Origin of the sequence: Pseudomonas sp. 24 E 13, assembly GCF_900004715.1 — a bacterium.
Taxonomy (GTDB): Bacteria; Pseudomonadota; Gammaproteobacteria; order Pseudomonadales; family Pseudomonadaceae; genus Aquipseudomonas; species Aquipseudomonas orientalis_A.
The window spans coordinates 1-26,776 of the sequence record NZ_CVTO01000059.1; the positions used below are offsets into that span (position 1 = coordinate 1).

25 protein-coding genes and 1 tRNA gene are annotated in these 26,776 nt (G+C 59.5%); 15 read left to right on the forward strand and 11 right to left on the reverse strand.

From position 1 onward, the window contains the following. The first annotated feature begins 88 nt into the window (after nucleotides 1-88). A complete protein-coding gene (gene uraH, locus BFP90_RS02640; protein WP_065895893.1) occupies nucleotides 89-499 on the forward strand; it encodes a hydroxyisourate hydrolase in 411 nt (136 codons plus the stop codon). Here the strand turns inward: uraH and BFP90_RS02645 are convergent. Then, nucleotides 494-1,180, reverse strand: a complete 687-nt coding sequence (locus BFP90_RS02645; protein ID WP_065895894.1) for a Crp/Fnr family transcriptional regulator — start codon at nucleotides 1,178-1,180, stop codon at nucleotides 494-496. The genes uraH and BFP90_RS02645 overlap by 6 nt on opposite strands. An 83-nt stretch (nucleotides 1,181-1,263) precedes the next feature. On the opposite strand from BFP90_RS02645, the gene BFP90_RS02650 reads away from it, so the two are divergent. Next, nucleotides 1,264-1,791, forward strand: coding sequence for an Mpo1 family 2-hydroxy fatty acid dioxygenase (locus BFP90_RS02650; protein WP_065895895.1), 528 nt, complete (start codon nucleotides 1,264-1,266; stop codon nucleotides 1,789-1,791). A gap of 147 nt (nucleotides 1,792-1,938) precedes the next feature. Here the strand turns inward: BFP90_RS02650 and BFP90_RS02655 are convergent, their stop codons facing one another. From BFP90_RS02655 to dibA, 6 genes are all read right to left on the reverse strand, one after another. Then, the gene (locus tag BFP90_RS02655; RefSeq protein WP_057725349.1) at nucleotides 1,939-2,919 is read right to left on the reverse strand and encodes a sulfate/molybdate ABC transporter ATP-binding protein; all 981 of its coding nucleotides are present in this window, start codon (nucleotides 2,917-2,919) and stop codon (nucleotides 1,939-1,941) included. Between the two features lie 3 nt (nucleotides 2,920-2,922). After that, nucleotides 2,923-3,795 carry a sulfate ABC transporter permease subunit CysW gene (gene cysW / locus BFP90_RS02660; RefSeq protein WP_065883110.1) on the reverse strand — a complete coding sequence of 291 codons (873 nt, stop codon included), beginning with the start codon at nucleotides 3,793-3,795 and terminating at the stop codon, nucleotides 2,923-2,925. 13 nt (nucleotides 3,796-3,808) lie between these two features. Further along, entirely contained in the window at nucleotides 3,809-4,627 is an 819-nt protein-coding gene (gene cysT / locus BFP90_RS02665) for a sulfate ABC transporter permease subunit CysT (RefSeq protein ID WP_065883112.1), read from the reverse strand. A gap of 141 nt (nucleotides 4,628-4,768) precedes the next feature. Further along, on the reverse strand, nucleotides 4,769-5,779 hold the full coding sequence (locus BFP90_RS02670; protein ID WP_065893836.1) for a sulfate ABC transporter substrate-binding protein: 1,011 nt from the start codon (nucleotides 5,777-5,779) through the stop codon (nucleotides 4,769-4,771). A 65-nt stretch (nucleotides 5,780-5,844) separates the two neighbouring features. Then, nucleotides 5,845-6,027 carry a sulfur starvation response protein OscA gene (gene oscA / locus BFP90_RS02675; RefSeq protein WP_003170956.1) on the reverse strand — a complete coding sequence of 61 codons (183 nt, stop codon included), beginning with the start codon at nucleotides 6,025-6,027 and terminating at the stop codon, nucleotides 5,845-5,847. Nucleotides 6,028-6,327: 300 nt separating this feature from the next. Next, the gene (gene dibA, locus BFP90_RS02680) at nucleotides 6,328-8,241 is read right to left on the reverse strand and encodes a phosphodiesterase DibA (RefSeq protein WP_065895896.1); all 1,914 of its coding nucleotides are present in this window, start codon (nucleotides 8,239-8,241) and stop codon (nucleotides 6,328-6,330) included. A 165-nt stretch (nucleotides 8,242-8,406) separates the two neighbouring features. Here dibA and desA point away from each other — a divergent pair, with 165 nt between their 5' ends. The 5 genes from desA to BFP90_RS02705 all read left to right on the forward strand — a co-directional run bounded on the left by desA (nucleotide 8,407) and on the right by BFP90_RS02705 (nucleotide 15,215). After that, nucleotides 8,407-9,591 (forward strand): delta-9 fatty acid desaturase DesA, encoded by a 1,185-nt coding sequence (gene desA / locus BFP90_RS02685; protein ID WP_057725344.1) that lies wholly within the window; start codon nucleotides 8,407-8,409, stop codon nucleotides 9,589-9,591. A gap of 188 nt (nucleotides 9,592-9,779) precedes the next feature. Next, nucleotides 9,780-10,781, forward strand: coding sequence for a sensor domain-containing diguanylate cyclase (locus BFP90_RS02690; RefSeq protein ID WP_065883120.1), 1,002 nt, complete (start codon nucleotides 9,780-9,782; stop codon nucleotides 10,779-10,781). Between the two features lie 277 nt (nucleotides 10,782-11,058). Further along, nucleotides 11,059-13,002: a flavin monoamine oxidase family protein gene (locus BFP90_RS02695; protein ID WP_065895897.1), complete on the forward strand. Its 1,944-nt coding sequence runs from the start codon at nucleotides 11,059-11,061 to the stop codon at nucleotides 13,000-13,002. Nucleotides 13,003-13,117: 115 nt separating this feature from the next. Further along, complete coding sequence (locus BFP90_RS02700) at nucleotides 13,118-14,005, forward strand: nitrilase family protein (RefSeq protein ID WP_065883122.1); 888 nt, start codon at nucleotides 13,118-13,120, stop codon at nucleotides 14,003-14,005. 13 nt (nucleotides 14,006-14,018) lie between these two features. After that, complete coding sequence (locus tag BFP90_RS02705) at nucleotides 14,019-15,215, forward strand: hypothetical protein (RefSeq protein ID WP_065895898.1); 1,197 nt, start codon at nucleotides 14,019-14,021, stop codon at nucleotides 15,213-15,215. Between the two features lie 4 nt (nucleotides 15,216-15,219). Here BFP90_RS02705 and BFP90_RS02710 read toward each other — a convergent pair whose 3' ends face one another. The 4 genes from BFP90_RS02710 to gabD all read right to left on the reverse strand — a co-directional run bounded on the left by BFP90_RS02710 (nucleotide 15,220) and on the right by gabD (nucleotide 20,017). Beyond that, nucleotides 15,220-15,408 carry a hypothetical protein gene (locus BFP90_RS02710; RefSeq protein ID WP_065893841.1) on the reverse strand — a complete coding sequence of 63 codons (189 nt, stop codon included), beginning with the start codon at nucleotides 15,406-15,408 and terminating at the stop codon, nucleotides 15,220-15,222. A gap of 16 nt (nucleotides 15,409-15,424) precedes the next feature. Next, nucleotides 15,425-16,759 carry an amidase gene (locus tag BFP90_RS02715; protein ID WP_065895899.1) on the reverse strand — a complete coding sequence of 445 codons (1,335 nt, stop codon included), beginning with the start codon at nucleotides 16,757-16,759 and terminating at the stop codon, nucleotides 15,425-15,427. 356 nt (nucleotides 16,760-17,115) lie between these two features. Further along, nucleotides 17,116-18,393 (reverse strand): 4-aminobutyrate--2-oxoglutarate transaminase, encoded by a 1,278-nt coding sequence (gene gabT / locus BFP90_RS02720; protein WP_065883128.1) that lies wholly within the window; start codon nucleotides 18,391-18,393, stop codon nucleotides 17,116-17,118. Nucleotides 18,394-18,574: 181 nt separating this feature from the next. Continuing rightward, on the reverse strand, nucleotides 18,575-20,017 hold the full coding sequence (gene gabD / locus BFP90_RS02725) for an NADP-dependent succinate-semialdehyde dehydrogenase (protein ID WP_065893843.1): 1,443 nt from the start codon (nucleotides 20,015-20,017) through the stop codon (nucleotides 18,575-18,577). Nucleotides 20,018-20,387: 370 nt separating this feature from the next. On the opposite strand from gabD, the gene BFP90_RS02730 reads away from it, so the two are divergent. The 8 genes from BFP90_RS02730 to BFP90_RS02760 all read left to right on the forward strand — a co-directional run. Further along, nucleotides 20,388-20,464 (forward strand) — tRNA-Arg (locus BFP90_RS02730). Between the two features lie 167 nt (nucleotides 20,465-20,631). Then, nucleotides 20,632-21,867, forward strand: a complete 1,236-nt coding sequence (locus BFP90_RS02735; RefSeq protein ID WP_065895900.1) for a tyrosine-type recombinase/integrase — start codon at nucleotides 20,632-20,634, stop codon at nucleotides 21,865-21,867. A 490-nt stretch (nucleotides 21,868-22,357) separates the two neighbouring features. Further along, entirely contained in the window at nucleotides 22,358-22,606 is a 249-nt protein-coding gene (locus BFP90_RS26985; protein ID WP_074900602.1) for a helix-turn-helix domain-containing protein, read from the forward strand. Nucleotides 22,607-22,725: 119 nt separating this feature from the next. Then, nucleotides 22,726-22,959 carry a helix-turn-helix transcriptional regulator gene (locus tag BFP90_RS02740; protein WP_065895901.1) on the forward strand — a complete coding sequence of 78 codons (234 nt, stop codon included), beginning with the start codon at nucleotides 22,726-22,728 and terminating at the stop codon, nucleotides 22,957-22,959. Further along, a complete protein-coding gene (locus BFP90_RS02745; protein WP_065895902.1) occupies nucleotides 22,956-23,261 on the forward strand; it encodes a hypothetical protein in 306 nt (101 codons plus the stop codon). Before BFP90_RS02740 ends, BFP90_RS02745 begins: the two co-directional genes overlap by 4 nt. Before the next feature lie 530 nt (nucleotides 23,262-23,791). Continuing rightward, nucleotides 23,792-24,076 carry a hypothetical protein gene (locus tag BFP90_RS02750; RefSeq protein WP_065895903.1) on the forward strand — a complete coding sequence of 95 codons (285 nt, stop codon included), beginning with the start codon at nucleotides 23,792-23,794 and terminating at the stop codon, nucleotides 24,074-24,076. After that, nucleotides 24,073-24,345, forward strand: a complete 273-nt coding sequence (locus BFP90_RS02755; protein ID WP_065895904.1) for a DUF3077 domain-containing protein — start codon at nucleotides 24,073-24,075, stop codon at nucleotides 24,343-24,345. The genes BFP90_RS02750 and BFP90_RS02755 overlap by 4 nt, the downstream gene beginning before the upstream one ends. After that, a partial coding sequence (locus BFP90_RS02760) for a DUF927 domain-containing protein (protein ID WP_065895905.1) occupies nucleotides 24,342-26,776 on the forward strand: 2,435 nt, incomplete at its 3' end. The genes BFP90_RS02755 and BFP90_RS02760, both read left to right, overlap by 4 nt.

The following is a 26,776-nucleotide window of genomic DNA, read 5'->3' on the forward strand; positions in this document are numbered from 1 at the left end:
AGGACGAGGCCTGCGCCGTACAGGCCGCCGAGCAACTGGGCCTGAAAATCACCCCTTGATACCACCTCTGTCAAAAAAGGACTTCACGATGAAAACCCTCAGCATGACCCTCGCCGCCCTCAGCCTGAGCGGCCTGTGCACCCTGGCCATGGCCGCCGGCAACCCGCTGAGCGTGCATGTGCTCAACCTGGAAAACGGCCTACCGAGCGCCGGCGTCAACGTCACCTTGGAACAGCATGTGGGCGACCAATGGCAATCGCTGTCCCAAGGCGTGACCAACGAACAGGGACGCATCGCCGAACTGTTTCCCGCTGATCGCAGCATGAAGCCGGGCGAGTACCGCGTGGTGTTCAAGACCGGCGACTATTACAAGAAAGCCAACCGCGAAACCTTCTTCCCCGAAGTGCCGGTGATTTTCCAGGTCAAGCAGGCCGATCAGCACTACCACATCCCGCTGCTGCTCAGCCCTTATGGCTTCTCCACCTATCGCGGTTCATAGGCCGGCAGCCAGCCGCAGGCCATTGAGGTCGAGAATCTCGATGGCCCCGTAGCTCAGGCCGAGCACGCCCTGTTGCTCCAGTGCCCTGAGCAGGCTGTTGGTGGTCTGGCGCGACAGGCCGAGCATCGCCGCCAGGTCCTCCTGGGGCAGTTGCAACACCCGGCGCGCCTGCGTTCGCTCACCGTAGCCCTGAGCAATCATCAGCAGCCGATGGGCCAGCCGCGCCGACGCGGGCATCAGGCTCATCTGTTCGATATTGATCAACGACAGGCGCAGCTTGTGGCTCATCAACAGGGCCACATCGCGCCAATACGCCGGATGCTGCGCGAGCATGCCGAGCATCGCCGCCTGCGGCACCTGCGCCAGCGTGCAAGGGCCCGTGGCGAGCGCATCGTGGGTGCGCGGCAGGTTGTCGAACAGGCAGATCTCGCCGAACCAGTGAGGCGTCTCCACCAGGCTCAGCACCGCTTCCTTGCCCTGGGCATTCACCGCGCTGATGCGCACCGCCCCTTCGAGCACCGCATACAGGCCACACGGCGGATCGCCGCGCTTGAACAGAAACTGCCCCGCCGTCAGCGTGCGCACCCGCGCCGCCGCCAGCAGGCTATGCTGCAAGTCTGCAGGCAGATGGCCAAACCAGTGGCCGCCGGCCAGGTGCGCGTGCCATTTGCCTGTGTCCATGGGAACTCCGAAGATTGTCGCCCAGTTGACAGTTAGGCGCCGACTGACAGGGCATGATCAAACATCCTACAGGAGGAACAACAATGAAAAGCCTCGTCGACCACCTCAGTCAATACGCCGCCTACCACCGCGACCCACGCAATATCGCCAGCCATTTCATCGGCATTCCCTCGATCGTGGTAGCGGTCGCCGTGCTGCTGTCACGCCCCGAATGGACGGTGGGCGCGCTGTGGATTTCCCCGGCGGTGCTGCTGGCGCTGTTTTCGGCGTGGTTTTACCTGCGCCTGGAACTGGCCCTGGGAATCTTGATGACGCTGCTGATGGGCGTGTCGGTATGGGCCGGCCACGTGCTGGCGGCGCAGAGCACGACGGTGTGGTTGAGCAGCGGTATCGGGATGTTTGTGGTGGGCTGGGTGATTCAGTTTGTCGGGCATTACTACGAAGGCCGGAAGCCGGCGTTCGTTGATGATGTATCCGGGCTGATCGTGGGGCCGTTGTTTGTGGTGGCGGAGCTGGCGTTTGCGCTGGGGTTGCGCCAGGCGCTGAAGCAGCAGATTGAGCAACGCTCAGGCCCGGTGGCACGCCGCGATCTCAAACCCAGCGGGATCTAAATGTGGGAGGGGGCTTGCCCCCGATTGATCGTTCCCACGCTCTGCGTGGGAATGCAGCCCAGGACGCTCCGCGTCCAAAGCGTGACGCAGTGCGTCACCAGAGGCATTCCCACGCAGAGCGTGGGAACGATCGGTTCCGGGGTGTGCTCAGGCTTTTTGCCAGACCTTGGGTTTGAAGAACAGGGTCTCGCCACGGGTCAGGCCGGTCAGGCTGTCGTGGTCCTTCACCACTTCGGCTTCGATCAGCTCGGGCTGGCCTTCGACCTTCAGGGTCACGCGAGTAGTCGCGCCCAGCGGCCGGATGTCCCGTACCTCAGCTGCGTGGTGATCTTCAAGCTCATGCCGCGACAGCGACACCTCGTGCGGGCGGAACAGCAGGTGTTTGTCCTCGCCCAGATGCAAGCGGTTGGAGTCGCCCAGGAAGTGGTACACAAAGTCGCTGGCCGGGTTTTCGTAGACGTCGCCCGGTGAGCCGATCTGCTCGATCACGCCCTTGTTCATCACCACGATACGGTCGGCGACTTCCATGGCCTCTTCCTGGTCGTGGGTCACGAACACCGAGGTCAGGTTGATATCTTCATGCAGGCGCGCCAGCCAGCGGCGCAGCTCTTTGCGGACCTTGGCATCGAGGGCGCCGAAGGGTTCGTCCAGCAGCAGCACCTTGGGCTCCACCGCCAGGGCGCGGGCCAGGGCGATACGCTGGCGCTGGCCACCTGAGAGTTGTTCCGGGTAACGGTCAGACAGCCAGTCGAGCTGCACCATGTTCAGCAACTCGTGAACCTTGCTCGCGATCTGGCTTTCGGTCGGGCGCTGGTTTTTCGGCTTCATGCGCAGGCCGAAAGCAACGTTGTCGAACACGGTCATGTGGCGGAACAGCGCGTAGTGCTGGAACACAAAGCCCACATTGCGATCACGCACATCGTGACCGGAGACGTCCTCGCCGTGGAACACGATGCTGCCGGCATCCGGGGTTTCCAGGCCTGCAATGATGCGCAGCAAGGTGGTCTTGCCGCAGCCGGAGGGGCCCAGCAACGCCACAAGCTCGCCACTCTGGATATCCAGGTTGATGCTGTCCAGGGCCTTGAAGGCGTTGAAGTTCTTGCTGACATTACGGACTTCGATCGACATGACTTATTCCTCACCGGCGCTGTTACGCAGGCGGTTGATTCGGTTCTCGCTCCACTGCTTGAGCAGCAGGATGAAGAGCGCCAGGATCAGCAACAGGCTGGCCACCGCGAAGGCGGCGACGTGGTTGTATTCGTTGTAGAGAATCTCGACATGCAGCGGCAGCGTGTTGGTGACGCCGCGGATATGGCCGGACACCACCGACACCGCGCCGAACTCCCCCATGGCCCGCGCCGTGCAGAGCACCACGCCGTAGATCAGGCCCCACTTGATGTTCGGGACGGTGACATGCCAGAACATCTGCCAGCCGTTGGCACCGAGCAGGCGCGCGGCTTCTTCTTCCTGGGTGCCCTGCTCCTGCATCAGCGGGATCAGCTCGCGGGCCACGAACGGCACGGTGACGAAGATGGTCGCCAGCACGATGCCGGGCAAGGCGAACACAATCTGGATGTCGTGGTCCTGCAACCAGGGGCCGAAGAAGCCCTGGGCGCCGAACATCAGCACGTAGACCAGGCCTGCGATCACCGGGGACACCGAGAACGGCAAGTCGATCAGCGTCACCAGGATGCTTTTGCCACGGAATGAATATTTGCTTACGCACCACGCGGCGCTGACGCCAAACACCAGGTTGAGCGGCACGGAGATCACCACGGCGATCACCGTGAGTTTCAACGCCGACAGCGCATCCGGTTCAAGGATCGCGGTGAAGAACGCGCCAAGGCCGTTCTTCAGGCCCTGGGACACCACGATCAGCAGCGGCAGCAGCAGGAACAGGGCAAACACCAGCCAGCCAAGGCCGATCAGGACGCGTCGCGAGGTCGCGCTGCCACGCCGGGCGGCGTTGGCCGAGGACGCGGCGGATATAGACGATTGGGACATGTTCCGCGCCTCCTTATGGACGTTCGATGCGCCGCTGTAACAAGTTGATCAGCAGCAGCAGGACAAAGGAAACCACCAGCATCAGCACCCCGATAGAGGTGGCGCCACGGTAGTCGTACTGGTCGAGTTTGACCATGATCAGCAACGGCAGGATTTCGGTTTTCATCGGCATGTTGCCGGCGATGAAAATCACCGAGCCGTACTCACCGACGCCCCGCGCGAACGCCAGCGCGAAACCGGTCAGCCAGGCCGGCAACAGGGCCGGTACGAGGATATGGCGGAACACTTGCAATGGCTTGGCGCCCAGGCAGGCGGCGGCCTCTTCGACTTCCCGGGGGATATCGGCCAGTACCGGCTGCACCGTGCGCACCACGAACGGCAAGGTCACGAAGGTCAGCGCCAGGGTGATACCCAGCGGCGTATAGGCGATCTTGAAGCCCAGGTCGGCGGCGAACTGGCCCACCAGGCCGTTGGGGGCATACAGCGCGGTCAGCGCGATACCGGCCACGGCGGTGGGCAAGGCGAACGGTAGGTCGATCATCGCATCGATGACCTTGCGGCCGGGGAAGGTGTAGCGCACCAGCACCCAGGCCAGCAGGGTGCCGATCACGCCGTTGATCAGCGCGGCGTACAAGGCGGTGCTGAAGCTCAATTTCAACGCCGCCAACACGCGGGGCGCGGAGATGATGGCCCAGAACTGATCCCAGGTGAGTTGAGCGGCGTGTACAAACATCGCCGCCAGGGGGATGAGTACGATCAGGCTGAGGTACACCACGGTGTAGCCCAGCGTCAGCCCGAAGCCGGGTATGACGGGGGAAATACGACGCGACATAAGAGTCCTTGGTTAAAGGGTAGAAACCACTGTAGGAGCGAGCTTGCTCGCGAAAGAATCAAGGGCACCGCGCTCATTCAGAATGTACGCGTTATCGTTGACGATCTTCGCGAGCAAGCTCGCTCCTACAGGTACTTTGGTTTATTGCGCCGTGTAGATCTGGTCGAACACGCCACCGTCGTTAAAGAACTTCGGTTGGGCAGTTTTCCAGCCGCCGAAGTCTTTGTCGATGGTGACCAGGTCCAGTTCAGGGAACTGTTGAGCGTATTTGGCGGCGACTTTCGCATCGCGTGGGCGGTAGAAGTTTTTCGCCGCAATCTCCTGGCCAGCCGGGCTGTACAGGTGCTTGAGGTATTCGGTGGCGATCTCGGTATTGCCCTTTTTCTCGGCGTTCTTGTCAACCACGGCCACCGGCGGCTCGGCGAGAATCGACAGGGACGGCACGACGATGTCGAACTTGTCGGCGCCGCCGTCTTCCTTGAGCGCCAGGAACGCTTCGTTTTCCCAGGCCAGCAGCACGTCGCCCTGACCGTTGTTGACGAAGGTGATGGTCGAACCGCGTGCGCCGGTGTCGAGGATCGGCACGTGCTTGAACAGCTCTTTAACGTATTCCTGGGCCTTGGCTTCGCTGCCACCGGTCTTCAGGCCATAGGCCCAGGCGGCGAGGAAGTTCCAGCGCGCACCGCCGGAGGTTTTCGGGTTAGGCGTGATCACCGACACGTCTTTCTTGATCAGGTCGCCCCAGTCCTTGATGCCTTTGGGGTTGCCCTTGCGCACCAGGAACACGATGGTCGAGGTGTACGGGGTGCTGGCGTCCGGCAGGCGGGTTTGCCAGTTTTCCGGCAGGGTCTTGCCCAGCTTGGCGATTTCGTCGATGTCGCCGGCCAGTGCCAGGGTCACCACATCGGCGCGCAGGCCGTCGATCACCGCGCGGCCTTGCTTGCCCGAACCACCGTGGGATTGCTGGATCTTGACGTTGTCGCCCGGGTGGGACTGTTTCCAGAAGCTGGTGAACTCAGCGTTGTAGTCCTGGTACAGCTCACGGGTGGGGTCGTACGAGACGTTGAGCAACTCGTAGTCCTTGGCAACGGCGGAACCGGCAAACACGGCACTGGCCAGCGCGGCCAGGGCGTAACGGCGAATCGACGACATAGAAGCTCCTGAAAATTCTTGAGTGTTGGCTTTTTTTATAATTGCGGGTCTATCGCCGTTGCTGCTCAGCTCGGTTTGTTACCCGGGTTCTGCAGGCGGAATTTTTCCTTGCGTTCGATCTGTACCACTTGAGCGTTGTGTACGGTGATTTCCACCGCGCCAAACCGCAGATCGCGCAGGGCGCTCTGGATCTCACGCAAAATGGCTGCTTCGTCCTGGCCGTCGACGCTACGTAGAGATGCGCTCATGGTCTCGCTCCTGAAATGATTAGTGCCTGGCAGTGGCGGCACTGCTTGCGGCGTGAGAGCGATAGTAGATAAGCGGGGATATTCTTAAAAATACTATTTAAGAATGTTTATATAACCAGAAAGAATTTTCTGGTGGGGCGTGGGGTTGCGCGTGGGTTTTGAATCACAGCACTGAAATAAAGCCTTGTGGAGTTCCAATGTGGGAGGGGGCTTGCCCCCGATAGCGGTGTGTCAGGTTAGTCAGTCTTGGCTGACACACTGCCATCGGGGGCAAGCCCCCTCCCACATTTGGACTGCATTTCAATCCCGGATGGCGGGTGCTCGTGCCCAATTGATCTCATCAGCCGGCACCGGCTTTCCAAACCAGTACCCCTGCCCCATGTCGCATTCCTGGTCCAGCAGGAAGCGGGCCTGCTCCACCTGCTCGATCCCTTCGGCATGCACCTGCATGCCCATGCTTTTCGCCAGGGCGATGACCACGCGCACGATGGCGGCGTCGTCTTCATCCCACGGCAGGCCTGCGACAAAGCCCTGATCGATCTTGAGCTTCTGCACCGGCAGGCGCTTGAGGCGCAGCAGCGAGGAATAGCCGGTGCCGAAGTCGTCGATGGCCAGGCGCAATCCCAGCTCGCGCAGGCGGTGCAGCTGTTCAAGGGCCACTTCCGGGTCGTCCATCACCGCGCTTTCGGTGACTTCCAGCTCAAGGAAGGCCGGGTCCAGGCCTGTATCGTGAAGCACCTGGCCCACGTGTTCGTAGAGTTCGCGCCGGGCAAACAGCCGGCTGGACACGTTGATCGCGATAAACCCCAACGGCGCGCCGTCCGCCAGCCACTGGCACATCTGGCGGCAGGCTTGGTTCATCACCCAGGCATCGATGTCGGCGATCAACCCGGTGCGCTCGGCGATAGGGATGAACTCGCCCGGCGGCACCAGGCCGCGTTCCGGGTGCTGCCAACGCACCAGCGCTTCGACGCCAATCAGGCGGCCGTCCTGCAGGCCGTGCACCGGCTGGTAGTAGACGCGCAGTTCCTGCTGGTCGAGGGCGCGACGCAGTTCGCTGGCGATTTCCACCCGGTTCTGCGCGTGAGCGGTCAGTTCCTCGGTGTACAGGGCGTAGCCTTCACGGCCCGCATGCTTGGCCTTGAACAGCGCCGAATCAGCGTTGCGCAGCAATTGCTCGGCGCTCAGCGCATCGCTGGGGAACAGGCTGATGCCGATGCTGGCGCTGATAAACAGCTGGTTGCCGTCGAACACAAACGGCTCCTTCATGGCGTCGAGCATGCGCTGCGCCAGGGCCGCCGCCTGCATCACCTGCGGGCAACTCTCCGCCAATACGGCGAACTCGTCGCCGCCCAGGCGCGCCAGGGTCACCCCAGGCCTGAACAGCCCCTTCAGACGCTCGGCCACCAGCTTGAGCAGTTGATCGCCCACATTGTGGCCCAGGCTGTCATTGATGATCTTGAAATGGTCCAGGTCCAGCAGCAGCAATGCACAGCCGCGTTTGTGCACTTGCGCCGAGGCCAGGGCCTGCTCGGCGCGGTCGGTGAACAGCAGGCGGTTGGGCAGATCGGTGAGCGGGTCGTGATGAGCCAGGTGCGCCAGTTCGTGTTCGGAGTCCTTGATGGCGCTGATGTCCGAGAACACCGCGACATAGTGGCTGATGCGGCCTTGCTCATCGCGGATGACGCGGATGGTTTGCCACTGTGGGTAAATTTCTCCGCTTTGGCGTCGGTTCCAGATTTCGCCGCTCCATTCACCGCTGCGCTCGAGGGTCTGGAACATCTGCCGATAAAAATTCGACGAATGGCGCCCGGACTTGAACAGGCTGGGGGGCTTGCCCATGACGTCTTCGCGCCGGTAGCCGGTGATCTCCATGAACGCCCGATTGACATGCACGATCAGGCCTCGGGCATCGGTGACCAGCACCCCTTCACGGGTGCAATCAAACACCGCAGCGGCCTGTTGCAGGCGCTCATGGTTTTCTTTCAGGGGTTGTTGCAGCTGGTGGACACGGGCGAAACGCACGCCCATCAGGTAGATAGCCAGCGCGCTCAGGCCCACCCAGACATAGCCGCGCAGTTGCAGCCAATGCGCCAACGCCCGGGGTTCATCGATAAAGTTGATCAATAAGTGGTGGCTGAGCCTGAGCCATACAATGGAAATCAGCAGGTATACCAGCCCCGCACGTAGGGCTCCTCGGTATGTAAACAGCATATGGTCAGTAATCCTTACCAAAAAACAGAATCGCCCTACGAAGGCTGAGGATTATAGAATAAGAAACATCCAGTCACTCCTATCTGAAAGAGCGGCTGGTTTTCTCTGTAGGCTTAGTGATAATGCGTGAGCTGTTCTTTACTTTATCTGAGGGCCATACAGCCTATGTGGTACAACGGTTTTCTTGACCTGTCAGCCTGGCAACTGGTGGCAGTCACGCTGTTGATGACCCACGTGACCATTATTGGGGTCACGGTCTATCTGCACCGTTATTCAGCCCATCGCTCGCTCGAGCTCAATGCCGGCCTGAAACACTTCTTCCGCTTCTGGCTGTGGCTGACCACGGCGCAGAACACCCGCGAGTGGACCGCTATCCACCGCAAGCACCACGCCAAATGCGAAACCGTCGATGACCCCCACAGCCCGGTGATCAAGGGCCTGTCCACCGTGCTGCGCAAAGGCGCCGAGCTGTACCGCGCCGAGGCGGAAAACCCCGAGACCCTGCGCATCTACGGCAAGAACTGCCCGGACGACTGGATCGAACGCAACCTGTACACGCGTTTCCCGCTGCTGGGCGTGGCGCTCATGGGCGTGATCGACCTGCTGCTGTTCGGCACCATCGGCATCACCATCTGGGCGATCCAGATGATGTGGATTCCGTTCTGGGCCGCCGGTGTGATCAACGGCCTGGGCCATGCCGTGGGCTATCGCAACTTCGAATGCCGCGATGCCGCCACCAACCTGGTGCCATGGGGCATCATCGTGGGCGGTGAAGAGCTGCACAACAACCATCACACCTACCCCAACTCGGCCAAGTTGTCGGTCAAGAAATGGGAGTTCGACCTGGGCTGGGCCTGGATCAAGGTGTTCAGCTTCCTGCGCCTGGCCAAGGTGCAGCGCGTCGCACCGATCGCCCACCGCGTCGAAGGCAAGGGCCACCTGGACATGGACACCGCCATGGCGATCCTCAACAACCGCTTCCAGATCATGGCCCAATACCGCAAATTGGTCATCGGCCCACTGGTCAAGCAGGAGCTGGAGAAAGTCGATCACTCGGTCCGCCACCAGTTCCACCGCGCCAAGCGCCTGCTGTCGCGGGAAACCAGCCTGCTGAGCGATCGCCACCATGTGCGCATCCAAAGCATGCTGGAGCACAGCCAGGCACTGAGCGTGATCTACGAGAAGCGTCTGGCGCTGCAGCAGATCTGGCTCAAGACCAGCACCAACGGCCACGACATGCTCGCGGCGATCAAGGAATGGGTACATGAAGCCGAAGCCAGCGGTATCCAATCCCTGCGCGATTTTGCCCACCAATTGAAGACCTATTCACTGCGCCCTGCAGGGGTCTGACGCGACGGCGGGAGGGCTCGCCCTCCCGCACATTGGCTTTCTGACGCCATTTTCCGGGCACCGCCAATCGAGCCCGATCACGGAACTTCACCGCAATTCCCCTCTCTCAAAGAACACTTCGCCATCATGGTGACCGCTTGTAGTGACCGCTGTTCCATCCTGCGGCGCGCCCAGAGAGAGTTGTTCCGATGGTTCACGAAAAGCCCTGCACGCCTGATGTGTCCTCTGCCCAGCCACCGCGCCCGGCGGCCGCGTCGACGCTGTTGGCGCTGATGCATGCCCAGGGTGAGGTCGAGCGCCTGAGTGCGCGTGAGCAGCTGCTCAGCTCGCTGCTGGTGAGCGTGAACGCCGTGCTGTGGGCCATCGATTGGGAAACCCGTCGCGTGCTGTACGTCAGCCCCGCCTACGAACGGATATTCGGCCGCAGCGCCGGTTTGCTCCTGGCCGACCATCGGGAATGGCGCAACAGCATCCACCCCGAAGACCTCGACTATGCCGAACACAGCCTGGCCCGTGTATTGGAGCAGGGCGCCGTGGAAGACCGCGAATACCGCATCGTCACGCTCGACGGGCAGATCCGCTGGCTCAGTGACAAGTGCTACATCAACCAGCAGGCCGAGCCGGGCAAGCCGATGATCGTCGTGGGCATCGCCGAGGACATCACCGAAAAAAAGCACCTGGAGCTGGAACTGCATCGCCTGGCCACCACCGATGTGCTGACCCAGAGCAGCAACCGCCGGCACTTCTTCGAGCTCGCCAACCAGGCCTTTGACAGCGCCTGTGCGCAGGGCACGCCGCTGGCATTCCTGCTGCTGGACATCGACGACTTCAAAGACATCAACGACACCTACGGCCATCTGGAAGGCGACCAGGTGCTGCGGCGCATCGCCGAAAGCGGGCGTGGTGTGTTGCGTCGTGGCGATCTGTTCGGGCGCATCGGTGGCGAAGAATTCGCCGCCATACTGCCCGGCTGCGCCCCGGAGATGGCCCTGCAGGTGGCCGAGCGACTGGGCAAGGAAATCCAGGCGCTGAGTTTCAGTGTCGAAGGCCACGCGTTCACCGTGACGGTCAGCCAGGGTTTGACCAGCCTGCGCGAAGATGACTCAACCCTGGACAAACTGTTCGGCCGCGCCGATGCGGCGATGTATGAGGCCAAGCGTCAGGGCAAGAACCGCGTGATTGCGGGTTAGGTCGGGGCCAATACGGGGCTTGCCCGCAGCTTTTTTCAAGGTCTCTATTCCACACTGCGCAGCTTGCGCCAAAACGCATTTTGCGCTTGGGCTACAACAATCACTCATAGCATTTTCTCTGTAGGACGACCGTCGAAAGATGGCAGCCCCGCGCTCCAGCCGACTCCCAACCCTCACCACAAAGATCTACCCCCCCGCCACCTCCTCGCGGTACTAAATTCATTCGCCATTGCCGCCGGTCATTCCTCCCGACCGGGCAGACTCTGGAGCATGAACCATGACCATCGGATCCACCTACGACTACCCCGCCCTGGTCGCCAAGCACTTAACAGCCCACGCCCCATCGTCATGGCGAGGCCGGTTCCCAAGTCCTCCGGACTTGTGCTTCAACTATCGCAAATTGGTCGAACAAGATTTTGGCATCGCCCAGGCAACCCAACCCGATTACAAAATCTGCATCGTTGGCGCTGGCATCACCGGATTGACCGCTGCGCGCGAATTACTCCGGTGCGGATTCAACAACGTCACATTGTTGGAACAGTCTCACCGGGTTGGCGGGCGTCACCTATCGATGCTCAATCGCGGCCAATCTCCACTGCTGGGCCAGACCCCCTTCGAGATGGGCGCCATGCGCATGCCCATGTTCAATCAGGCAGGTGAATCGCCTTTAGATGGGCAATCGCTGCTGGCCTACTATTGCAAATTCTTTGAACTGCAGCTGTCCGACTTTCCCAACCCAGGCACATCGCATGTACGCAACACCGGCATTTACCTGCGCGAAGGGTTACTTGAGGGAACGCCACAGCCACAGATGCTTATCTGGAAAAACCCGCAAGGCCACACGCCACCTCCAACAGAAAAATTGCAGGAGGTGTATGCCAAGTGGCGCCGTTTTGCCGATCAGATGACGCACGAAGTCGCCCAGATGTATGGCACGCCACTATGGGAATCCTTATGGGCCGCTATCGTCGCGCGTTACCAGAGCCTGTCCTTTCGTGACTTGGTGGCGTTGGCGAGCGTTACGTGGAGCGCCCGTACTCCTGAGGACTTTGGCGGTCTCGGCATGACCCAGGAAGAGTCCACCCTTTTCTATTCCATCGGTATCGGCGATGGCAGTTGGGGGGCGTTTTATGACGTGTGCTGCCTCTACCCTTTACGTACTGCGATCTTCGGTTTCAGCAGTCAACTCCAACTGGTGCATGGGCGCGTCGGCATTAACGGCAATCCCGCTCCGTCACCGTATCTAGGGGAAACCACCCTCAAAGACTGCAATGACTTGCCGTTCGATGCGCCGCGTTACCTGGGGCTAACGGCACTGGACGAGTGCCTGCTTTTTATGGAGGCCAAGTTAGACGGCAAGTCCTTCTATGATCACAGTCGGCAACGCGGGAAGGGCTTTCTTACCGACACCTCAGTGACTCGCTTGACCAAGCTTGAAAACGGCCAAATCCGCTTGACCTATGACTGGCAGGTCAGCAGTCCCACAGCCACCTCAGAACGCCATGAAGATTTCGATGCCGTGATCATGACACTGCCATCCTGGATTATCGAAACACACATTCAGCTGGAAAACTTCAGCCAGGCGATGCTGCCGTATTCCGTCACCAATGCTTACAAAACCGCCCACTGGGAAACCAGTTGCAAGGTCTATGCGCCGCTCAAGAAAAGCTTTCTGTCGAAAAACAAAAAAATCCCCCAGATCATGGTCACCGACAGTTTTATCCACGATGTGTACACCTACCGCTACCACAACGCCTATCCCTATGACTGCATCTTGCTCAGTTACACCTGGGAGGATGACGCGACCAAACTGGCTTCTTTCGACGACCAAACCTTGGTCGATAAGTGCGTCACGGAACTGGACCGCATCCTCTTACGCAGCGCCAATATCAAAACGGCGATATCGCCCTACATCGACAAACAAAACGCCATCGTCCAACGCTGGGTGACCGACAAGAACGCACTAGGGTGCGCCAAGCTCTATCGCGCGGGGACCTACTACGACGCAGTCAGCTTGATGCAGTACAACCGGGACTATGCCCATGTCAGCGGCCTTTATCTGGCCGGGGAATCGTTTTCCGTGGATGCGGGCTGGACCGAGCCGTGCCTACGTGGCGCCGTCGACGCAGTGATCAACCTCTGCAGTACCACCCTCGCCAAGTTCAATGGGGGCTTTACCCTGGATGAATATCCCCGGTACCAAGGGCCGCCAAATCGATAGAGCAGCTGCCTACGACCCTAAAGGAAACAGCCTACTGACGCACAAGCAAAAAAGACTTTCTATTAAACGCCCACCTGATCCGGTGGGCTCATAACAATAAAAAGAGGTCTACACGATGAACGATTCCACGAGCCCGGTACGCGTCGCCGTTGTGCAATTTGATCCGCAAGTCGGTACCCACAATCGCGCCTCCAACCTGGAAACCAGCCTCAGCCTTGCCCTGCAAGCGGTGAACAATGGCGCCAATCTGATTGTGCTTCCGGAGTTGGCCAATACCGGTTATCTATTCAACAATCGCCATGATGCCTATCTACATGCCGAACCCGTTCCAGGCGGTCCCAGCCTGCGGGCGTGGATGGACTTCGCCCAGGCTCACCAAATACATCTTGTGGCGGGCCTGGCCGAGCGCGAAGGCATGCAGCTGTTCGACACGGCAGTGCTGCTGGGCCCCGATGGCCTGATTGGCAAATACCGCAAGGCCCACCTCTGGAACAAGGAAAAACTCTGGTTCACCCCTGGCAACCTTGGATTCCCCGTATTTGAAACATCCATAGGCCGCATAGGCTTACTGATCTGCTGGGACATCTGGTTCCCCGAAGTCCCACGCATACTGACCCAGCAAGGCGCCGACATCATTTGCAGCCTGAACAACTGGGTGTGGACCCCGCCGCCCCTGTTCGACGAAGCGGGCAAATGCATGGCCTCTTACCTGACCATGACCGCCGCCCACGCCAACAACGTGTTCATTGCTGCCGCCAACCGCATCGGGGAAGAACAGGATGCGCGTTACCTGGGGTGCTCGCTGATTGCCGGCACCAACGGTTGGCCCATCGGCAAAATCGCCTCATCCGACGAGCAAGCGATCATTTACGCCGACATCGACTTGTCCAGCGCCCGCAGCGCGCCGATCTGGAACAGCCTTAACGACCTGCAACGGGATCGCCGGAGCGACCTGTATGACACGATGCTCGGCTACCACCTTCACCCGTGCCTGCCACGCTGACGGAGGGTCGATCATGGATTACATACCCACAAAAGTGTCATCGGACTCATCTGTTCGCCACCTTGTCATGCTGATCTCGGCCACGCTCATCCTGGTCGCGTCACTCACTGCGTTGTCGGTGTCTTACTCCACCTCGGCACCGGTACTCTGGCCAGGTTACAACGACATGATGGACAGCCTGCCCTCGCCAATAGCGTGGTTACGTTGGGTGGTCGGCGATATCAGCGAAGTGGCCTTCTACAAACACGAGTTCGCATCACTCGGTCTGCTGCTCGGTGGTGCTTTCGGTTACTGGGCCAGTCGGTACGCGCAAGCCTGGCAAGGCTTCAGCATCGCCTACGGCACGGGGCTCTGGCCTTGGTTGGTGACCAGTTCATTGCTGGGACTGCTGCTGAGCAACGCGATCTGGGGCTGGACCCTGACAGCGGATTCCTGGCAACCAACGTTCGCTGCATTTGTGTCACTTCCGGCGGCCATGGTGTTGCTGTTTGGCGGGGGATGGAAGGTCACGCTCAACGGCGCCTTGCTCGGCGCGATTCTGGTGACGCCGAGCTGCCTGTTGATGGTCAACTACCTCTGTATTCCCCTGGGTTTGCCAGTGGTGATTGGCAATGTCCTGGGCATGGCGTTAGGTAGCGTGGTCGCATTTTTACTCTGCCGCGCACTTCCGGCGCTGGTCAGCCGTGCAACTGAAACCAAGGCCGGCATCCCTCCCCCCGCCCCGCTGAAAACACCCGACTACGGCATACGCTGGACGTTACGTCGCGTGCTGGCGGACTTCTCCGAAGCCCCATTCTTTGGCAATGAGTGGGCCAGCCTGGGTTTGCTCGCCGGGGTATTGCTGGCCTATGCATTAAATCCAATGAGCCCCGCTTATGGATCTGGATGGTTGCCACACCTGATTGCAGGTCAAGCGCTGACTTCTCTGATCGGCATCATCCTGTGGCGCCGGCAATGGCGCGAGCGTGGTTGGTACCCAACCTATGTACCTCTCGTGTCTGTGGTGCCCGCTGCCGTCTTGACCTATGGCGGAAACGCGACAGTGATTGTAACCAGCGCATTGCTGGGAGCCCTGATCGCCCCGCCGCTGGCCTGCGCAATTGCCGGGCGCCTGCCTGACTACATGCATCCGTATATCGGCAACGTATTGTCCATGGCGATCAGTACGGTGTTGATCGTACCTTTGATCGGTATGGTAATTGCGGATTAACGCATCAGAATGGGCTGGTTTCCTGGTGCGTCACCTGCATCAGCGCCAAGGCAATGGCGTGGATCTGGCCCAGCATCCACAGTGCGTTTAACCAGACCTGCAGAATGCCCTGCGCACCGTAATACACACCTGCAACCTGACCTACGATGGCGGCAGTGATGCCTGCATCGTCGCCCAGGTTCGCAGCCGCCAACCCCGGAGCGCGCAGACTAAACCTGCAGCGCCGCCAGCCACGCCAACAACTTTTCATCCTGGTTCGGGCCAGCAATGATTTGCAACCCGCAGGGCAGACCATCCACGGTGCCAGCGGGGACATTGATGGCGGGTAAACCAAGCAGGTTCCAGACGCTCGTCAAGCCATTGATGGCCTCTCGAATGGGATGTTCAACGCCGTTGACAGTGATGCTCTTGAGACCAAACCGTGGTGGCGTAATCGCGGTGGATGGCATTACCAGCAAATCGGTTGCTTTGAATAGTTCAGCCACTTGGCTCTGCAGCAACTTGCGGCTTCCCAGCGCATTCAGATACTGCCAGGCGCTAATCGCTTTGCCGGGTGCGAGGCGAGTTCTCAGCTCACTGCTGAAATGGCTGCCCTCATCCTCCAGGTACGCCCTGTGCACGGCGTAAGCCTCGGCGAGCAGAATGGTTTTAAAAGCACTTTGAACCGCTGGAATCAGCGCTTCGAAATCGGCGGCACGTTGTCCGGTATCAAATATCGCGTGGAATCGTGCACGGCAGCATGCAAGCACGCGCTCGTCCACATCGTGGATCGCCTTGGGGTCCACCCATACCGCCCGAGGTTTGTCGGCAGGTTTCACGCAGCTTATTGGCGAGACGCTAAGTACCTCCAGCAGTATGGCAATGTCTTCTACACATTGAGCCAGTGGACCGACATGGTCCAGGGTGGCGCTGACAGGGTAAACCCCCTCAAGAGAAATGCGCCCGTAACTAGGCTTGAACCCAACCACGCCACAAAAAGACGCTGGAATACGAATGGACCCTGCGGTATCAGTGCCGATCGCGATGGGGACCATGCCCCCGGCAACCGCTGCGGCACTCCCTGCGCTGGACCCACCCGTGACCCTGTTCAGGTCGTGAGGATTGTGAGACGGCCCCTGAAATGAAAATTCGCCCGTTGGGCCGAGCGCAAACTCACTGGTCAGCGTTTTACCAACCACCACCGCCCCGGCTGCCCTGAGCAGGGCGACACAACGCGCATCAGTCGTAGGCCAGTGGTTTTGAAACAGGTGAGAACCATACGTCGTAGGCATGCCCCGAGTATCGATGTTGTCCTTGATTGCGATGGGGATACCGTGCAGCGGCCCGCGATACTGACCCTCGTCGATCTCCCTATCGAGCAATTGTGCGGTGTGGAGTGCCTCAGCCACGTTAAGCGAGACGAAGGCATTGATCGCAGGGTTCTGTTGATGGATAGCGTCCAACGCCGCCTGAGTGAGTTGAACGCAACGTACCTCTTGGTTGCGCACCTGTCGGGAAAGCTCTGCGACAGTTTTGCCTTGGAAGAAGCCATGAGGTTGAGCCATGAGTGAAAAACCTCCTGCACATACGGGTGGATAGCAGGAACTCTGCCTGATCCGCAGGCAGATGTATGTCATCCGCTTCGCTTAATGAGTTGGGATGAGCCCGTCAGATAAAGACACCGGCAGGAAAGCCTCGTGCGATGTTCCATCGGCTTGCCGGCGCCAGGTCGGCCCTGCCCCGTCCTGGATGTGGTAAGAGGTGCAGCAGGCCAGCGGTAATGCCTGCACATCACGCAAGAAGCCGCCCCGTGAACAAAAAACCGCATATGCGTTTTTTGCTCACGGGGCGGCTTCTTTGCGCAGCAAGGTGGGAGCGACTAGCTGCAAGCGTTTATTACTTGCAGCTTGTGGCTTGCCGCTTACAGCTCGGCAAAGCACTCTTCAATGATTGCCAGGCCCTTGTCCAATTGCTCGTCCGGCGAGGTCAACGGCACCAGCACGCGCAACACGTTGCCGTAGGTACCGCAGGACAGCAGGATCAGGCCCTTGTCACGCGCCTTGGCCACCACCGCAGCAACGGCTGCGGCGTTCGGTTTGTGGCTGTCGCCATCTTCGAACAGTTCCACCGCGATCATCGCGCCCAGGGCACGCACTTCGCCGATCACCGGGTATTTGGCCTGGATGGCCTTGAGGCCAGTCACCAGGCGCTCGCCGACGGCCTTGCAGCGGTCCAGCAGGTGCTCTTCTTCGAACACTTCCATCACCGCCAGTGCGGCGGCGCAGGCAATCGGGCTGCCGGCATAGGTGCCGCCCAGGCCGCCCGGGGCGATGGCGTCCATGTATTCGGCCTTGCCGCACACACCGGCCAGCGGGAAGCCGCCGGCGATGGATTTGGCAAAGGTGGTCAGGTCGGCGGCAACGCCCATCTGTTCCATGGCGAAGAAGGTACCGGTACGACCGGCACCGGTTTGCACTTCGTCGGCGATCAGCAGGATGCCGTGCTTGTCGCACAGCTCGCGCAGGCGCTTCATGAACGATTTAGGCGCGACGTAGAACCCGCCCTCACCCTGCACAGGCTCGATGATGATCGCAGCGATATCACGCGGCTCGGCGTCGTTCTTGAAGATGCGCTCGATGCTGGCGATGGCGTCGTCGTCGCTCACACCGTGCAGTTCGTTCGGATACAGCGCACGGAACACACCGCCTGGCATCAGGCCCATGCCGGCCGAGTAAGGCACGACTTTGCCGGTGAGGCCCAGGGTCATCATGGTGCGGCCGTGGTAAGCGCCGGTGAAGGCGATCACCCCAGCACGGCCAGTGGCGGCGCGGGCGATTTTCACGGCGTTTTCCACCGCTTCGGAACCGGTGGTGACCAGCAGGGTTTTCTTGGCGAAATCACCTGGCACCTTGGCCGCGACTTTCTCGCAGACTTCCACGTAGGGCTCGTAGGCCAGTACCTGGAAGCAAGTGTGGGTCAGCTTGTTCAGCTGCGCGGTCACCGCCGCGATGATTTTCGGGTGCACGTGGCCGGTGTTGAGCACGGCGATACCGCCGGCGAAGTCGATGAACTCGCGACCTTCTACGTCGGTCACGGTGGCGTTCTTCGCCGATTCGGCGAAGATCGGGTGAATCTGGCCAACACCGCGCGGTACAGCGGCTTCGCGGCGTTTCATCAGGGATGCGTTGGTCTTGCTCATAAAGTCCTCATTCGCCGCTCATCGGGCGGCGTGGTTCAAGGATAGGTGACGGGGAGGCAACTACGGCAGCATGCGATGATCGACTGCCACAGCTTTCCCGGCCACTGCGAATAACGACGTGAAACACGCAAAGGGACAGCGCTCTCGTGCCCTTTGCGTCTGTTGCAATCTCTTACAGGGCTTAGATGCCCAGGCAGAGGTATTTGATTTCCAGGTAATCCTCGATCCCGTACTTGGAGCCTTCACGGCCCAGGCCCGAGGCCTTGATGCCGCCGAACGGCGCCACTTCGTTGGAGATCAACCCGGTGTTGACGCCGACCATGCCGTATTCCAGGGCTTCAGCCACACGGAACACACGGCCCAGGTCGCGGGCGTAGAAGTACGAGGCCAGGCCGAATTCGGTGTCGTTGGACATGGCGATCACTTCGGCTTCGTCTTTGAAACGGAACAGCGGCGCCAGTGGCCCGAAGGTTTCTTCCTTGGCCACAGCGGCGTTTTTCGGCACGTCGGTGAGGATGGTCGGCTCGAAGAAGTTGCCTTCCATCGCCTTGCCGCCGGCCAGCAGCTTGGCGCCTTTGCTCAGGGCATCGGCAATGTGCTCTTTGACCTTGGCCACGGCTTTTTCGTCGATCAGCGGGCCAGTGGTGGTGCCTTCTTCCAGACCGTTGCCGATCTTGAGCTTGGCCACGGCCACTTTGAGTTTTTCGGCAAACGCGTCGTACACCGAATCCTGGATATACAGGCGGTTGGCGCACACGCAGGTCTGACCGTTGTTGCGGTACTTGGAGATGATCGCGCCCTCGACGGCCTTATCCAGGTCAGCGTCGTCGAACACGATGAACGGCGCGTTGCCGCCCAATTCCAGGGAGACCTTCTTGATGTCCTTGGCGCATTCAGCCATCAACTGGCGACCGATTTCGGTGGAGCCGGTGAAGGACAATTTACGCACGATCGGGTTGCTGGTCAGCTCGCCGCCGATGTCGCCGGCGCTGCCGGTGACCACGCTGAGCACGCCTTTGGGGATACCGGCGCGGTGCGCCAGCTCAACCAGGGCCAGGGCCGAAAACGGCGTTTGCGAGGCCGGCTTGATCACCATGGTGCAACCAGCGGCCAGGGCCGGGCCGGCTTTGCGGGTGATCATGGCGGCGGGGAAGTTCCACGGGGTGATGGCTGCGGTCACGCCGATCGGCTGCTTGATCACGATCAAGCGCTTGTCGGGCTGGTGGCCGGGAATCACGTCGCCGTAGATGCGCTTGGCTTCTTCGGCGAACCACTCGATAAACGAGGCGGCGTAGACAATTTCACCCTTGGCTTCGGCCAGCGGCTTGCCTTGTTCGAGGGTCATCAGGCGGCCGAGGTCGTCCTGGTTTTCGATCAGCAGTTCGAACCAACGACGCAGCTTGTTGGCGCGCTCCTTGGCGGTGAGTGCACGCCAGGCCGGCAGGGCCTTGTCGGCCGCTTCGATGGCACGGCGGGTTTCCGCGGCGCCCATCTTTGGCACAGTACCGAGAATCTCGCCCGTGGCCGGGTTGCTGACCTTGATGGTCTGACCATTGTCCGCATCGACCCAAGCGCCATCGATGAAGGCTTGCTGGCGGAACAACTGGGTATCTTTGAGCTGCATGTAGGCTTTCCTTAACAGCACCGCGCGCACGCGGAGCGAATTAGAGTTATTGAAAGGCGCCTGGTGGGCTGCCGTCAGGGAAATCAGCCTCGGTGCGTAACATCAATAAAGCGCGCACGGGAGACAGAGCGTTTGAAATCTCAAACGAATCCTAGGATCAATGGGGGGAAGGGGCAATAGGCTGTTCGAAAAAAAGAACGTAAACGGGGCTTTTGCCGGATTTTTCTGATCAGCGTAACTGGCCCAGATTTCATTGCGTCGTTCAGTGGCGCCCAGCGCAGGGCCTCTATACGGCAGATTCCTACACTCAAACGCCCAAAGACCAGCATGGACGCCCAACGTCGACATGGGTATGATGTCGCCCGCACAAGCATCCGTAGCTCAGCTGGATAGAGTACTGCCCTCCGAAGGCAGGGGTCGTGGGTTCGAATCCCGCCGGGTGCACCATATAGCAGTCTCGGGCTGTCTCAGACAGTCTACGAAACACCCCAAGAAGCCCGCCCCGTGCGGGCTTTCTTGTTTCTGGCTATCCATCCCTGTCTACCCCTATAACTTCCCGCCGTGTATGCCCACGTGTATGCTTTGAGATTCCTATAACTGGAGGCATACAGGAAGTGAAGCGCACTGAAATCAAACGCCGCCCCTTAGCAGACACCACTCTTGCAGGCCTGGAGCCTGAGCAAACAACGTATCGGGAGCAGGACGGGAATGGCCTGTACTTCCGGGTGAAACCTAACGGGCAGAAATCATGGGAGCTGCGCTACAAAAAGCCAGACGGAAAATGGTCTTGGCTGGGTCTCGGCGGCTACCCGGAAATCAGTGGCTCATTGGCGAGACAGAAAGCAGCTCAACTGCGTGAAGACGCATCGACCGGCAAAAATCCATTGGTGAGCAAACAGGCTCGGAAGGTTGCAGACCAGGTTGCTGCCAACAACACCTTTGAAGCGTTAGGGCGCGAGTGGTTTGAGGCCAGACGCACAAGCTGGGAATCAGGTACGTCTCGACGGGTACTTGGCGCACTTGAGCTTCATGTGTTCCCCGTCTTCGGAAAACGCGTGTACACAGAAATATTGCCCCTAGAATGGATGGAATTTCTACGCGGTATGGAGCAGAAGGGGATCATTGAACAAATGGGCCGAGTTCGTGCCTTTTGCAAAGAGATCTATGACCTGGCCCGCGTAACAGGACGAGCCGTCCACAACCCCCTTGAAGGTCTCAGCAAATTCCTGCAATCACGTAGCGCTGAAAACTATGCACACGTTTCGATTGAAGAACTGCCTGCGCTACTTCGAGCGATCAACTCCTACCCTCACGCAAAGGACGTTCGTATAGGACTTCGCTTGCTTTCCTTATTAGCATCGCGCCCGAGCGAAATCCGAGAAGCACGCTGGTCAGAAATCGATCTCTCCAAAAAGCTATGGACGATCCCAGCTGAGCGAATGAAACGTCGTCGCGAACATGTGGTACCTCTCTCTCGGCAGGCAATCGAAGCGCTCACTGAGTTACGAACACTTACAGGTGCGTACCCTCTCCTATTTCCAGGCAGGAAAGACAGGACAATCCCCCGTAGCAACACCGTCTTTCTAATGGCGCTCCGCAGACTGGGATATGCCGGTCGACAAACAGGCCACGGCTTTCGTCACATCGCGAGCACCATACTCAATGAGCAGGGTTTCGATGAGAATCACATTGAGGCCCAGCTCTCTCACGCTAAGGAAGGAATAGCAGGGGTGTACAACAAAGCGGTTTACCTGCCTCAGCGCAGAGTGATGATGCAGTGGTACGCAGATCATCTGGATGAGCTAGTAGATGGCAACATTATTCAGGGACAGTTTGGCAAGGCGGGTTGAATACACCAACCGCACACCCATCAAAAATCGGTGTTACTGGTGTTACGCACGTTACACATACCATTAACCAGTTGATTTTATTAAATATTTCTTGCGTAACACGTATTAAAAGAGATCCGTACACCATGTGTTACGCGTCAAAAGCGTGTTACGCCTAAGGCGCCCAAAACCTCTGGCGGCCATCTCTTATTGGTCGCCCCACGCTGAGGAGGGGCCGCTGTTATCGGACTACCAGAAGGGGCTCAGGGGACTACCGTTCGTCGGGATTTCACTGGATTTCATTTCTCACCTTCCGATTTTTAACTGTATAGAAAACCAGTAGGGCAAGGTAGGACAGCCCCGGGGAAAACTGAAACTTTGCTGCGATCTTGCTCACTTAAATTGCCTTATGCATAAAAACTGCGTCGAAAACTATAAAAATAAAACTTTTAAAAAATAGAAAATCGTTTACATAGCTGGGGCCTGTATGAACTACGACAGGTAACGCGCTATGCAGCCTCACGACACTTCAGACCACTCCACTACCTCTCTCACCCCTGCTTGTTTGCTCACTACCGACCAAGTCGCTAATGCACTAGGCCTGTCCAGCCGAACGCTTGCCGCCTGGCGAAGCTCTCGCATCAACTCACTTCCCTATATCAAAACCGGGTCTCGGGTTCGTTATCGCTCCCAAGACGTGGTCGCGTGGCTTGAAACCCAACTGCGCTCACCTGCAAAAACCGCTGGAGACAGGACCTGATGAGCACCCCAAAGCAATCTGCAAAAGTTGTGGGGCTCGCCCCCTCCACTCCACGAGAAAGTCACCAAAAGACACCTAGCGGATCCGCATGCTTGCCGATCAGCGCGCCTCATACGGAAATGGGACAGTTCGATCCGGCCGCCACGCTGATACGCATCAATCAAGTCATAGCCCTAACAGGTATCGGCCGCGCAACGGTTTACAAACTTATGAGCCAGCCAGAAAGCGGCTTTCCGCAAGCGGTGAAGCTCACCGACAGCAAGGCGCGTGGGGCTCCGGTCGCTTGGGTATTAGCCGAAATTTTGAATTGGACACGGGCGCGTATCGCGGCCCGCGACAGGGTGGCTGCATGAAAAATCGAGCCGCTAACAACGCCATTTTGCAGCCCTTTTCTGTACTCAGAACAGTCGGATTCTCATCACGCGGTATGCAGCGTTTTGAACGTTACCGCACAGAGCAAAAACGCCTGAACCGGGACGTGATGGTGATGCGATGGAGAGATGGCATCTGGTGCGCATTGTCAGTTCCCTGCCAAGCCCCGCAAGCAATCATCGTCGACGAAGGCCAACAAATCGACGCCTACGAAGATGCACGCGCCTGCCTCGAAGGCGACCTCTTGCCCTTTGTCTCCCTGCGCTGGGACGTCCATGTCTGAAATGAAAACGCCCCCGGCGGCAACCGGAGGCGTTGAGGTAAATCTACATGCCTGATCAATTTATGTCCCATCGAAAAAAACCGCAAGCACCACGCACAGTTGCACTTTCAAAAAACGGACGTTACTCTCTGGCCGTCGCTGCAAATTCAGCGACCGGGTTTAGCGGCCCGAGCACATACAGGCGCACAAGCGCTTCCGACTCGATTGCATGCGCTTTTTTTGTGCCTGCGACTCTCGTTTATGGTGGCTGTGCGTGGGAGACCTTCGGGTCTGCCGGGGTCCTGTATGCCCGGTCCGCTAACCCGCGCACAGCTGCCACCCTAATTCGTTTAGCGGCGAACCGTGGCAGCTCCTCACATACAGGAGCTTCACCAGATGCACGCCCTCAATCCGTCCAAAATTCGCGCCGCAGCTCATCGAGCAATGGCTCTCGCCGCTTTACACGCCAACTCCAGCCTCGCTACACGCCTCGCCCGTTACAACGCCCATATGTCCAAAGCGCGAGCTCTGGAAGCCGTAGGGGGTGCCCAATGAGCATGCTCACAGGCTTTGCATTACCCGAGGATCTCCTCTGCGTCAGCCAAGAGGCCGAAGCCGGTTTGCCTATCGACGCCATCACCTGTGCGCTCGACCGTGCCGACTCAGTTCTCATGCTGTTGGAAGACCACTTAGACGGGGATAAACCCTTGCTCTCCAACCGCGTGCTGTCGTCTGTTATTTGGGACGTGCGTGGCACCTTGGGCTTGATCAAAACACTGACCATGTACGGTGATGCCTCCTCTGTGCCGATGGGCCAGAAAGGCGGTGCGCTGTGACCCACTCCTGCACGCTTGGACGCTCCGAGTTTTCCCCTGCCAACGGTAACGGCCAAAACCTGTTTCGAGTGAATGCCGGTATCCCGTTGGAAGACGCACTTGAAGCCGTCCCCCAGATTCTGCACCACGCCAACCAACTGATCCTAGACGCGGCCATCAGCGATGCGGGCGAGCGTTTTAGTTGGCCTGCGTTCTACCTCGGCGAGATGGCCAAGGCGCTGATCGACGACGTGAACGAGGCGTTGCTTGAGTCGAGGACCGCACCATGACTCAGCGCACCGGCAACATCCCAAAACGCCCCAGCTTTGCCGACGTAAAAAGCGCTGCCCTGAAGAACATCGACCGCGTTCTTACTCACTGGCTGCCGAACGGCAAACGCGTCGACGGCGGCAAGGAATACACAGCACCAAACCCGACGCGCACGGACAAACGTGCAGGCTCGCTCAAGGTCAATTTGAGCAAAGGCACCTGGGCGGATTTTGCCACCGGCGATAAGGGCGGCGACCTGATCGACCTGGTGCGTTATATCGATGGCGGCACGGACGTTGAGGCCTGCAAAAAACTGGCGGATCTGCTCAGCGTTTCCGCAGGTTCAGCGACAACCAAAAGCGCACCGACCAAGAACGCAACGCCGGAGTGGATCGCGATTCAGCCGATCCCGGTCGAGGCCATGAACAAATGTCCTGCCAAGCACCGGCAACACGGTGTTCCGTCCAAGGTGTGGATCTATCGCGATGCTCAGGGCCAGCCAGTCATGGCGCTGTATCGCTTCGACCTGGGCCCAGATGAAGACGGCAAACCGAGGAAGGTCTTTGCACCGCTAACCTGGTGCAAGCGCTCCGATGGGCAAACCACACAATGGCGCTGGCAAGGCTTGCCGGAACCTCGGCCATTGCTGCGCCTAGATGAGCTGGCACAGCGTACCGACGTGCCTGTGGTGCTGTGTGAAGGCGAAAAGGCTGCTGACGCCGCTGCTGAACTGATGCAGGAGTATGTAGCCACGTGCTGGCCGAACGGCTCCAACTCTTGGCACAAGGCCGATCTGACGCCACTCAAAGGGCGCACGGTGGTGCTGTGGCCGGATAACGATGCCAGCGGCAAGGCCTGCATGGACGCCATCGAACTCAAGTTGATTGAGCTGGGCGCCGCGTCAATACAACGAGTCTCACTCGACGTGTTCAAGCTCAAGCCCAGCAGCAAAGGCGGAAAACCAACGCTCATCAAAGGCGGAAAATGGGAGGATGGTGACGATGCAGCGGACGCCTTAGCCAAAGGCTGGACCGCTGGCCATGTCGCCGAACTGGTGCGCAACGGCGAGTTTTTCGGCAGTGTTACTGAGCCCACTGAGCCTCAACAAACCAAGGCTAAGGAGCACGCCAAACGCCCTGCGAAATCGAAAAATGACCTGTTGCCGGGCGGCTTTCGCCTGACGCCTGAAGGGGTTTTTTATTCCGGCGACGATGGCGAGGCGCGCCCCGTCTGTTCGCCTCTGGAAATCATCGCCCGCACTCGCGACGACAAGGGCCACAACTGGGGTTTGTTGGTCGAGTTCGACGACCCGGACGGTGCCAAAAAACGCTGGAACATTCCGGCCCGAACCATGACCGGCGACTTCGGTAAGGACGTACTCGGCCCGCTGGTAGACATGGGCTTGCGCCTTGCTGGAAGCCGATCAGGGCGCAACGCACGCAATGACCTGCAGAGTTACCTTGGCGGCTTCGATAGCGCCCAGCGAGCACGTTTGGTGACACGCTTGGGCTGGCACGACAATGCGTTCCTATTGCCCGAAGAACAGATCGGCTCGCACGCCGAACACCTGCACTTTTATGAGGCCGGTGCGCAGTTGCCGCCGATCAGCGAGGCAGGTTCTCTGGAGCAATGGCAGCAGCAAATCGGCGCGCTGTGCGTTGGTAACCACCGCTTGGCGTTTGTCGTTTCTGTGGCCTTTGCAGGGCCTCTGTTGAACATGCTCGGTCATGAGTCGGGCGGCTTCCACCTGTATGGCGACAGTTCCGGGGGCAAAACCACTCACTTGCAGGTCGCGGCCTCGGTTTATGGCGGGCCGCGTCTGGTGCGCTCATGGCGCTCGACGGATAACGCACTGGAGTCAATCGCCGCCGCACATTCGGACGGCCTACTGGTGCTGGATGAAATCGGCATGTGCGATCCGCGCATTATCGGCGAGACGGTGTACATGCTAGGCAATGGCACCGGTAAGGCTCGTGCGAATGATCGAGGACAAGCGGGCCGACAGGTGCAGGAGTGGCGCTTGCTGTTTCTCTCGACGGGCGAAAAGACGTTGGCGCAGCACATGGCGGATGCCAACAAGGAGCTGAAAGCGGGCATGGAGGTGCGCATGCTCGCCGTGCCTGCGGATGCCAGCAAAGGCCTCGGGATGTTCGATGTGCTTAACGGTTTTGAGGACGCTGCCGCCCTCTCCGATGCCCTCAAGGCCCGTGTAGCCAAATACTACGGCACGCCCCTCACCGCCTTCCTGCACGCACTATGCGCGCCAGGAGAAATGCTCAGGTGGTCGGTGATCGTTCGCCGCACGGTGGAGCAGTTCATCAACCAAAACCTACCCGCATCGGCCAGTGGTCAAGCCCAACGTGCCGCCCTTCGCTTTGGCCTCGCAGCAGCGGCCGGAGAGTTGGCCACCGCCTTCGGCGTCACCGGTTGGCCTGATGGCACGGCCACGAC

Coding starts and splice junctions, on each gene's coding strand:
- BFP90_RS02700 (WP_065883122.1), top strand. CDS start 13,118: ATGAACGATTCCACGAGCCCGGTACGCGTCGCCGTTGTGCAATTTGAT.
- BFP90_RS02715 (WP_065895899.1), bottom strand. CDS start 16,759: ATGGCTCAACCTCATGGCTTCTTCCAAGGCAAAACTGTCGCAGAGCTT.
- gabT (WP_065883128.1), bottom strand. CDS start 18,393: ATGAGCAAGACCAACGCATCCCTGATGAAACGCCGCGAAGCCGCTGTA.
- oscA (WP_003170956.1), bottom strand. CDS start 6,027: ATGAGCGCATCTCTACGTAGCGTCGACGGCCAGGACGAAGCAGCCATT.
- desA (WP_057725344.1), top strand. CDS start 8,407: ATGTGGTACAACGGTTTTCTTGACCTGTCAGCCTGGCAACTGGTGGCA.
- dibA (WP_065895896.1), bottom strand. CDS start 8,241: ATGCTGTTTACATACCGAGGAGCCCTACGTGCGGGGCTGGTATACCTG.
- BFP90_RS02745 (WP_065895902.1), top strand. CDS start 22,956: ATGAAAAATCGAGCCGCTAACAACGCCATTTTGCAGCCCTTTTCTGTA.
- BFP90_RS02650 (WP_065895895.1), top strand. CDS start 1,264: ATGAAAAGCCTCGTCGACCACCTCAGTCAATACGCCGCCTACCACCGC.
- cysW (WP_065883110.1), bottom strand. CDS start 3,795: ATGTCCCAATCGTCTATATCCGCCGCGTCCTCGGCCAACGCCGCCCGG.
- BFP90_RS02695 (WP_065895897.1), top strand. CDS start 11,059: ATGACCATCGGATCCACCTACGACTACCCCGCCCTGGTCGCCAAGCAC.
- BFP90_RS02670 (WP_065893836.1), bottom strand. CDS start 5,779: ATGTCGTCGATTCGCCGTTACGCCCTGGCCGCGCTGGCCAGTGCCGTG.
- BFP90_RS02690 (WP_065883120.1), top strand. CDS start 9,780: ATGGTTCACGAAAAGCCCTGCACGCCTGATGTGTCCTCTGCCCAGCCA.
- BFP90_RS02740 (WP_065895901.1), top strand. CDS start 22,726: ATGGGACAGTTCGATCCGGCCGCCACGCTGATACGCATCAATCAAGTC.
- cysT (WP_065883112.1), bottom strand. CDS start 4,627: ATGTCGCGTCGTATTTCCCCCGTCATACCCGGCTTCGGGCTGACGCTG.
- BFP90_RS02705 (WP_065895898.1), top strand. CDS start 14,019: ATGGATTACATACCCACAAAAGTGTCATCGGACTCATCTGTTCGCCAC.
- BFP90_RS02655 (WP_057725349.1), bottom strand. CDS start 2,919: ATGTCGATCGAAGTCCGTAATGTCAGCAAGAACTTCAACGCCTTCAAG.
- gabD (WP_065893843.1), bottom strand. CDS start 20,017: ATGCAGCTCAAAGATACCCAGTTGTTCCGCCAGCAAGCCTTCATCGAT.
- BFP90_RS26985 (WP_074900602.1), top strand. CDS start 22,358: ATGCAGCCTCACGACACTTCAGACCACTCCACTACCTCTCTCACCCCT.
- BFP90_RS02750 (WP_065895903.1), top strand. CDS start 23,792: ATGAGCATGCTCACAGGCTTTGCATTACCCGAGGATCTCCTCTGCGTC.
- BFP90_RS02645 (WP_065895894.1), bottom strand. CDS start 1,180: ATGGACACAGGCAAATGGCACGCGCACCTGGCCGGCGGCCACTGGTTT.
- uraH (WP_065895893.1), top strand. CDS start 89: ATGAAAACCCTCAGCATGACCCTCGCCGCCCTCAGCCTGAGCGGCCTG.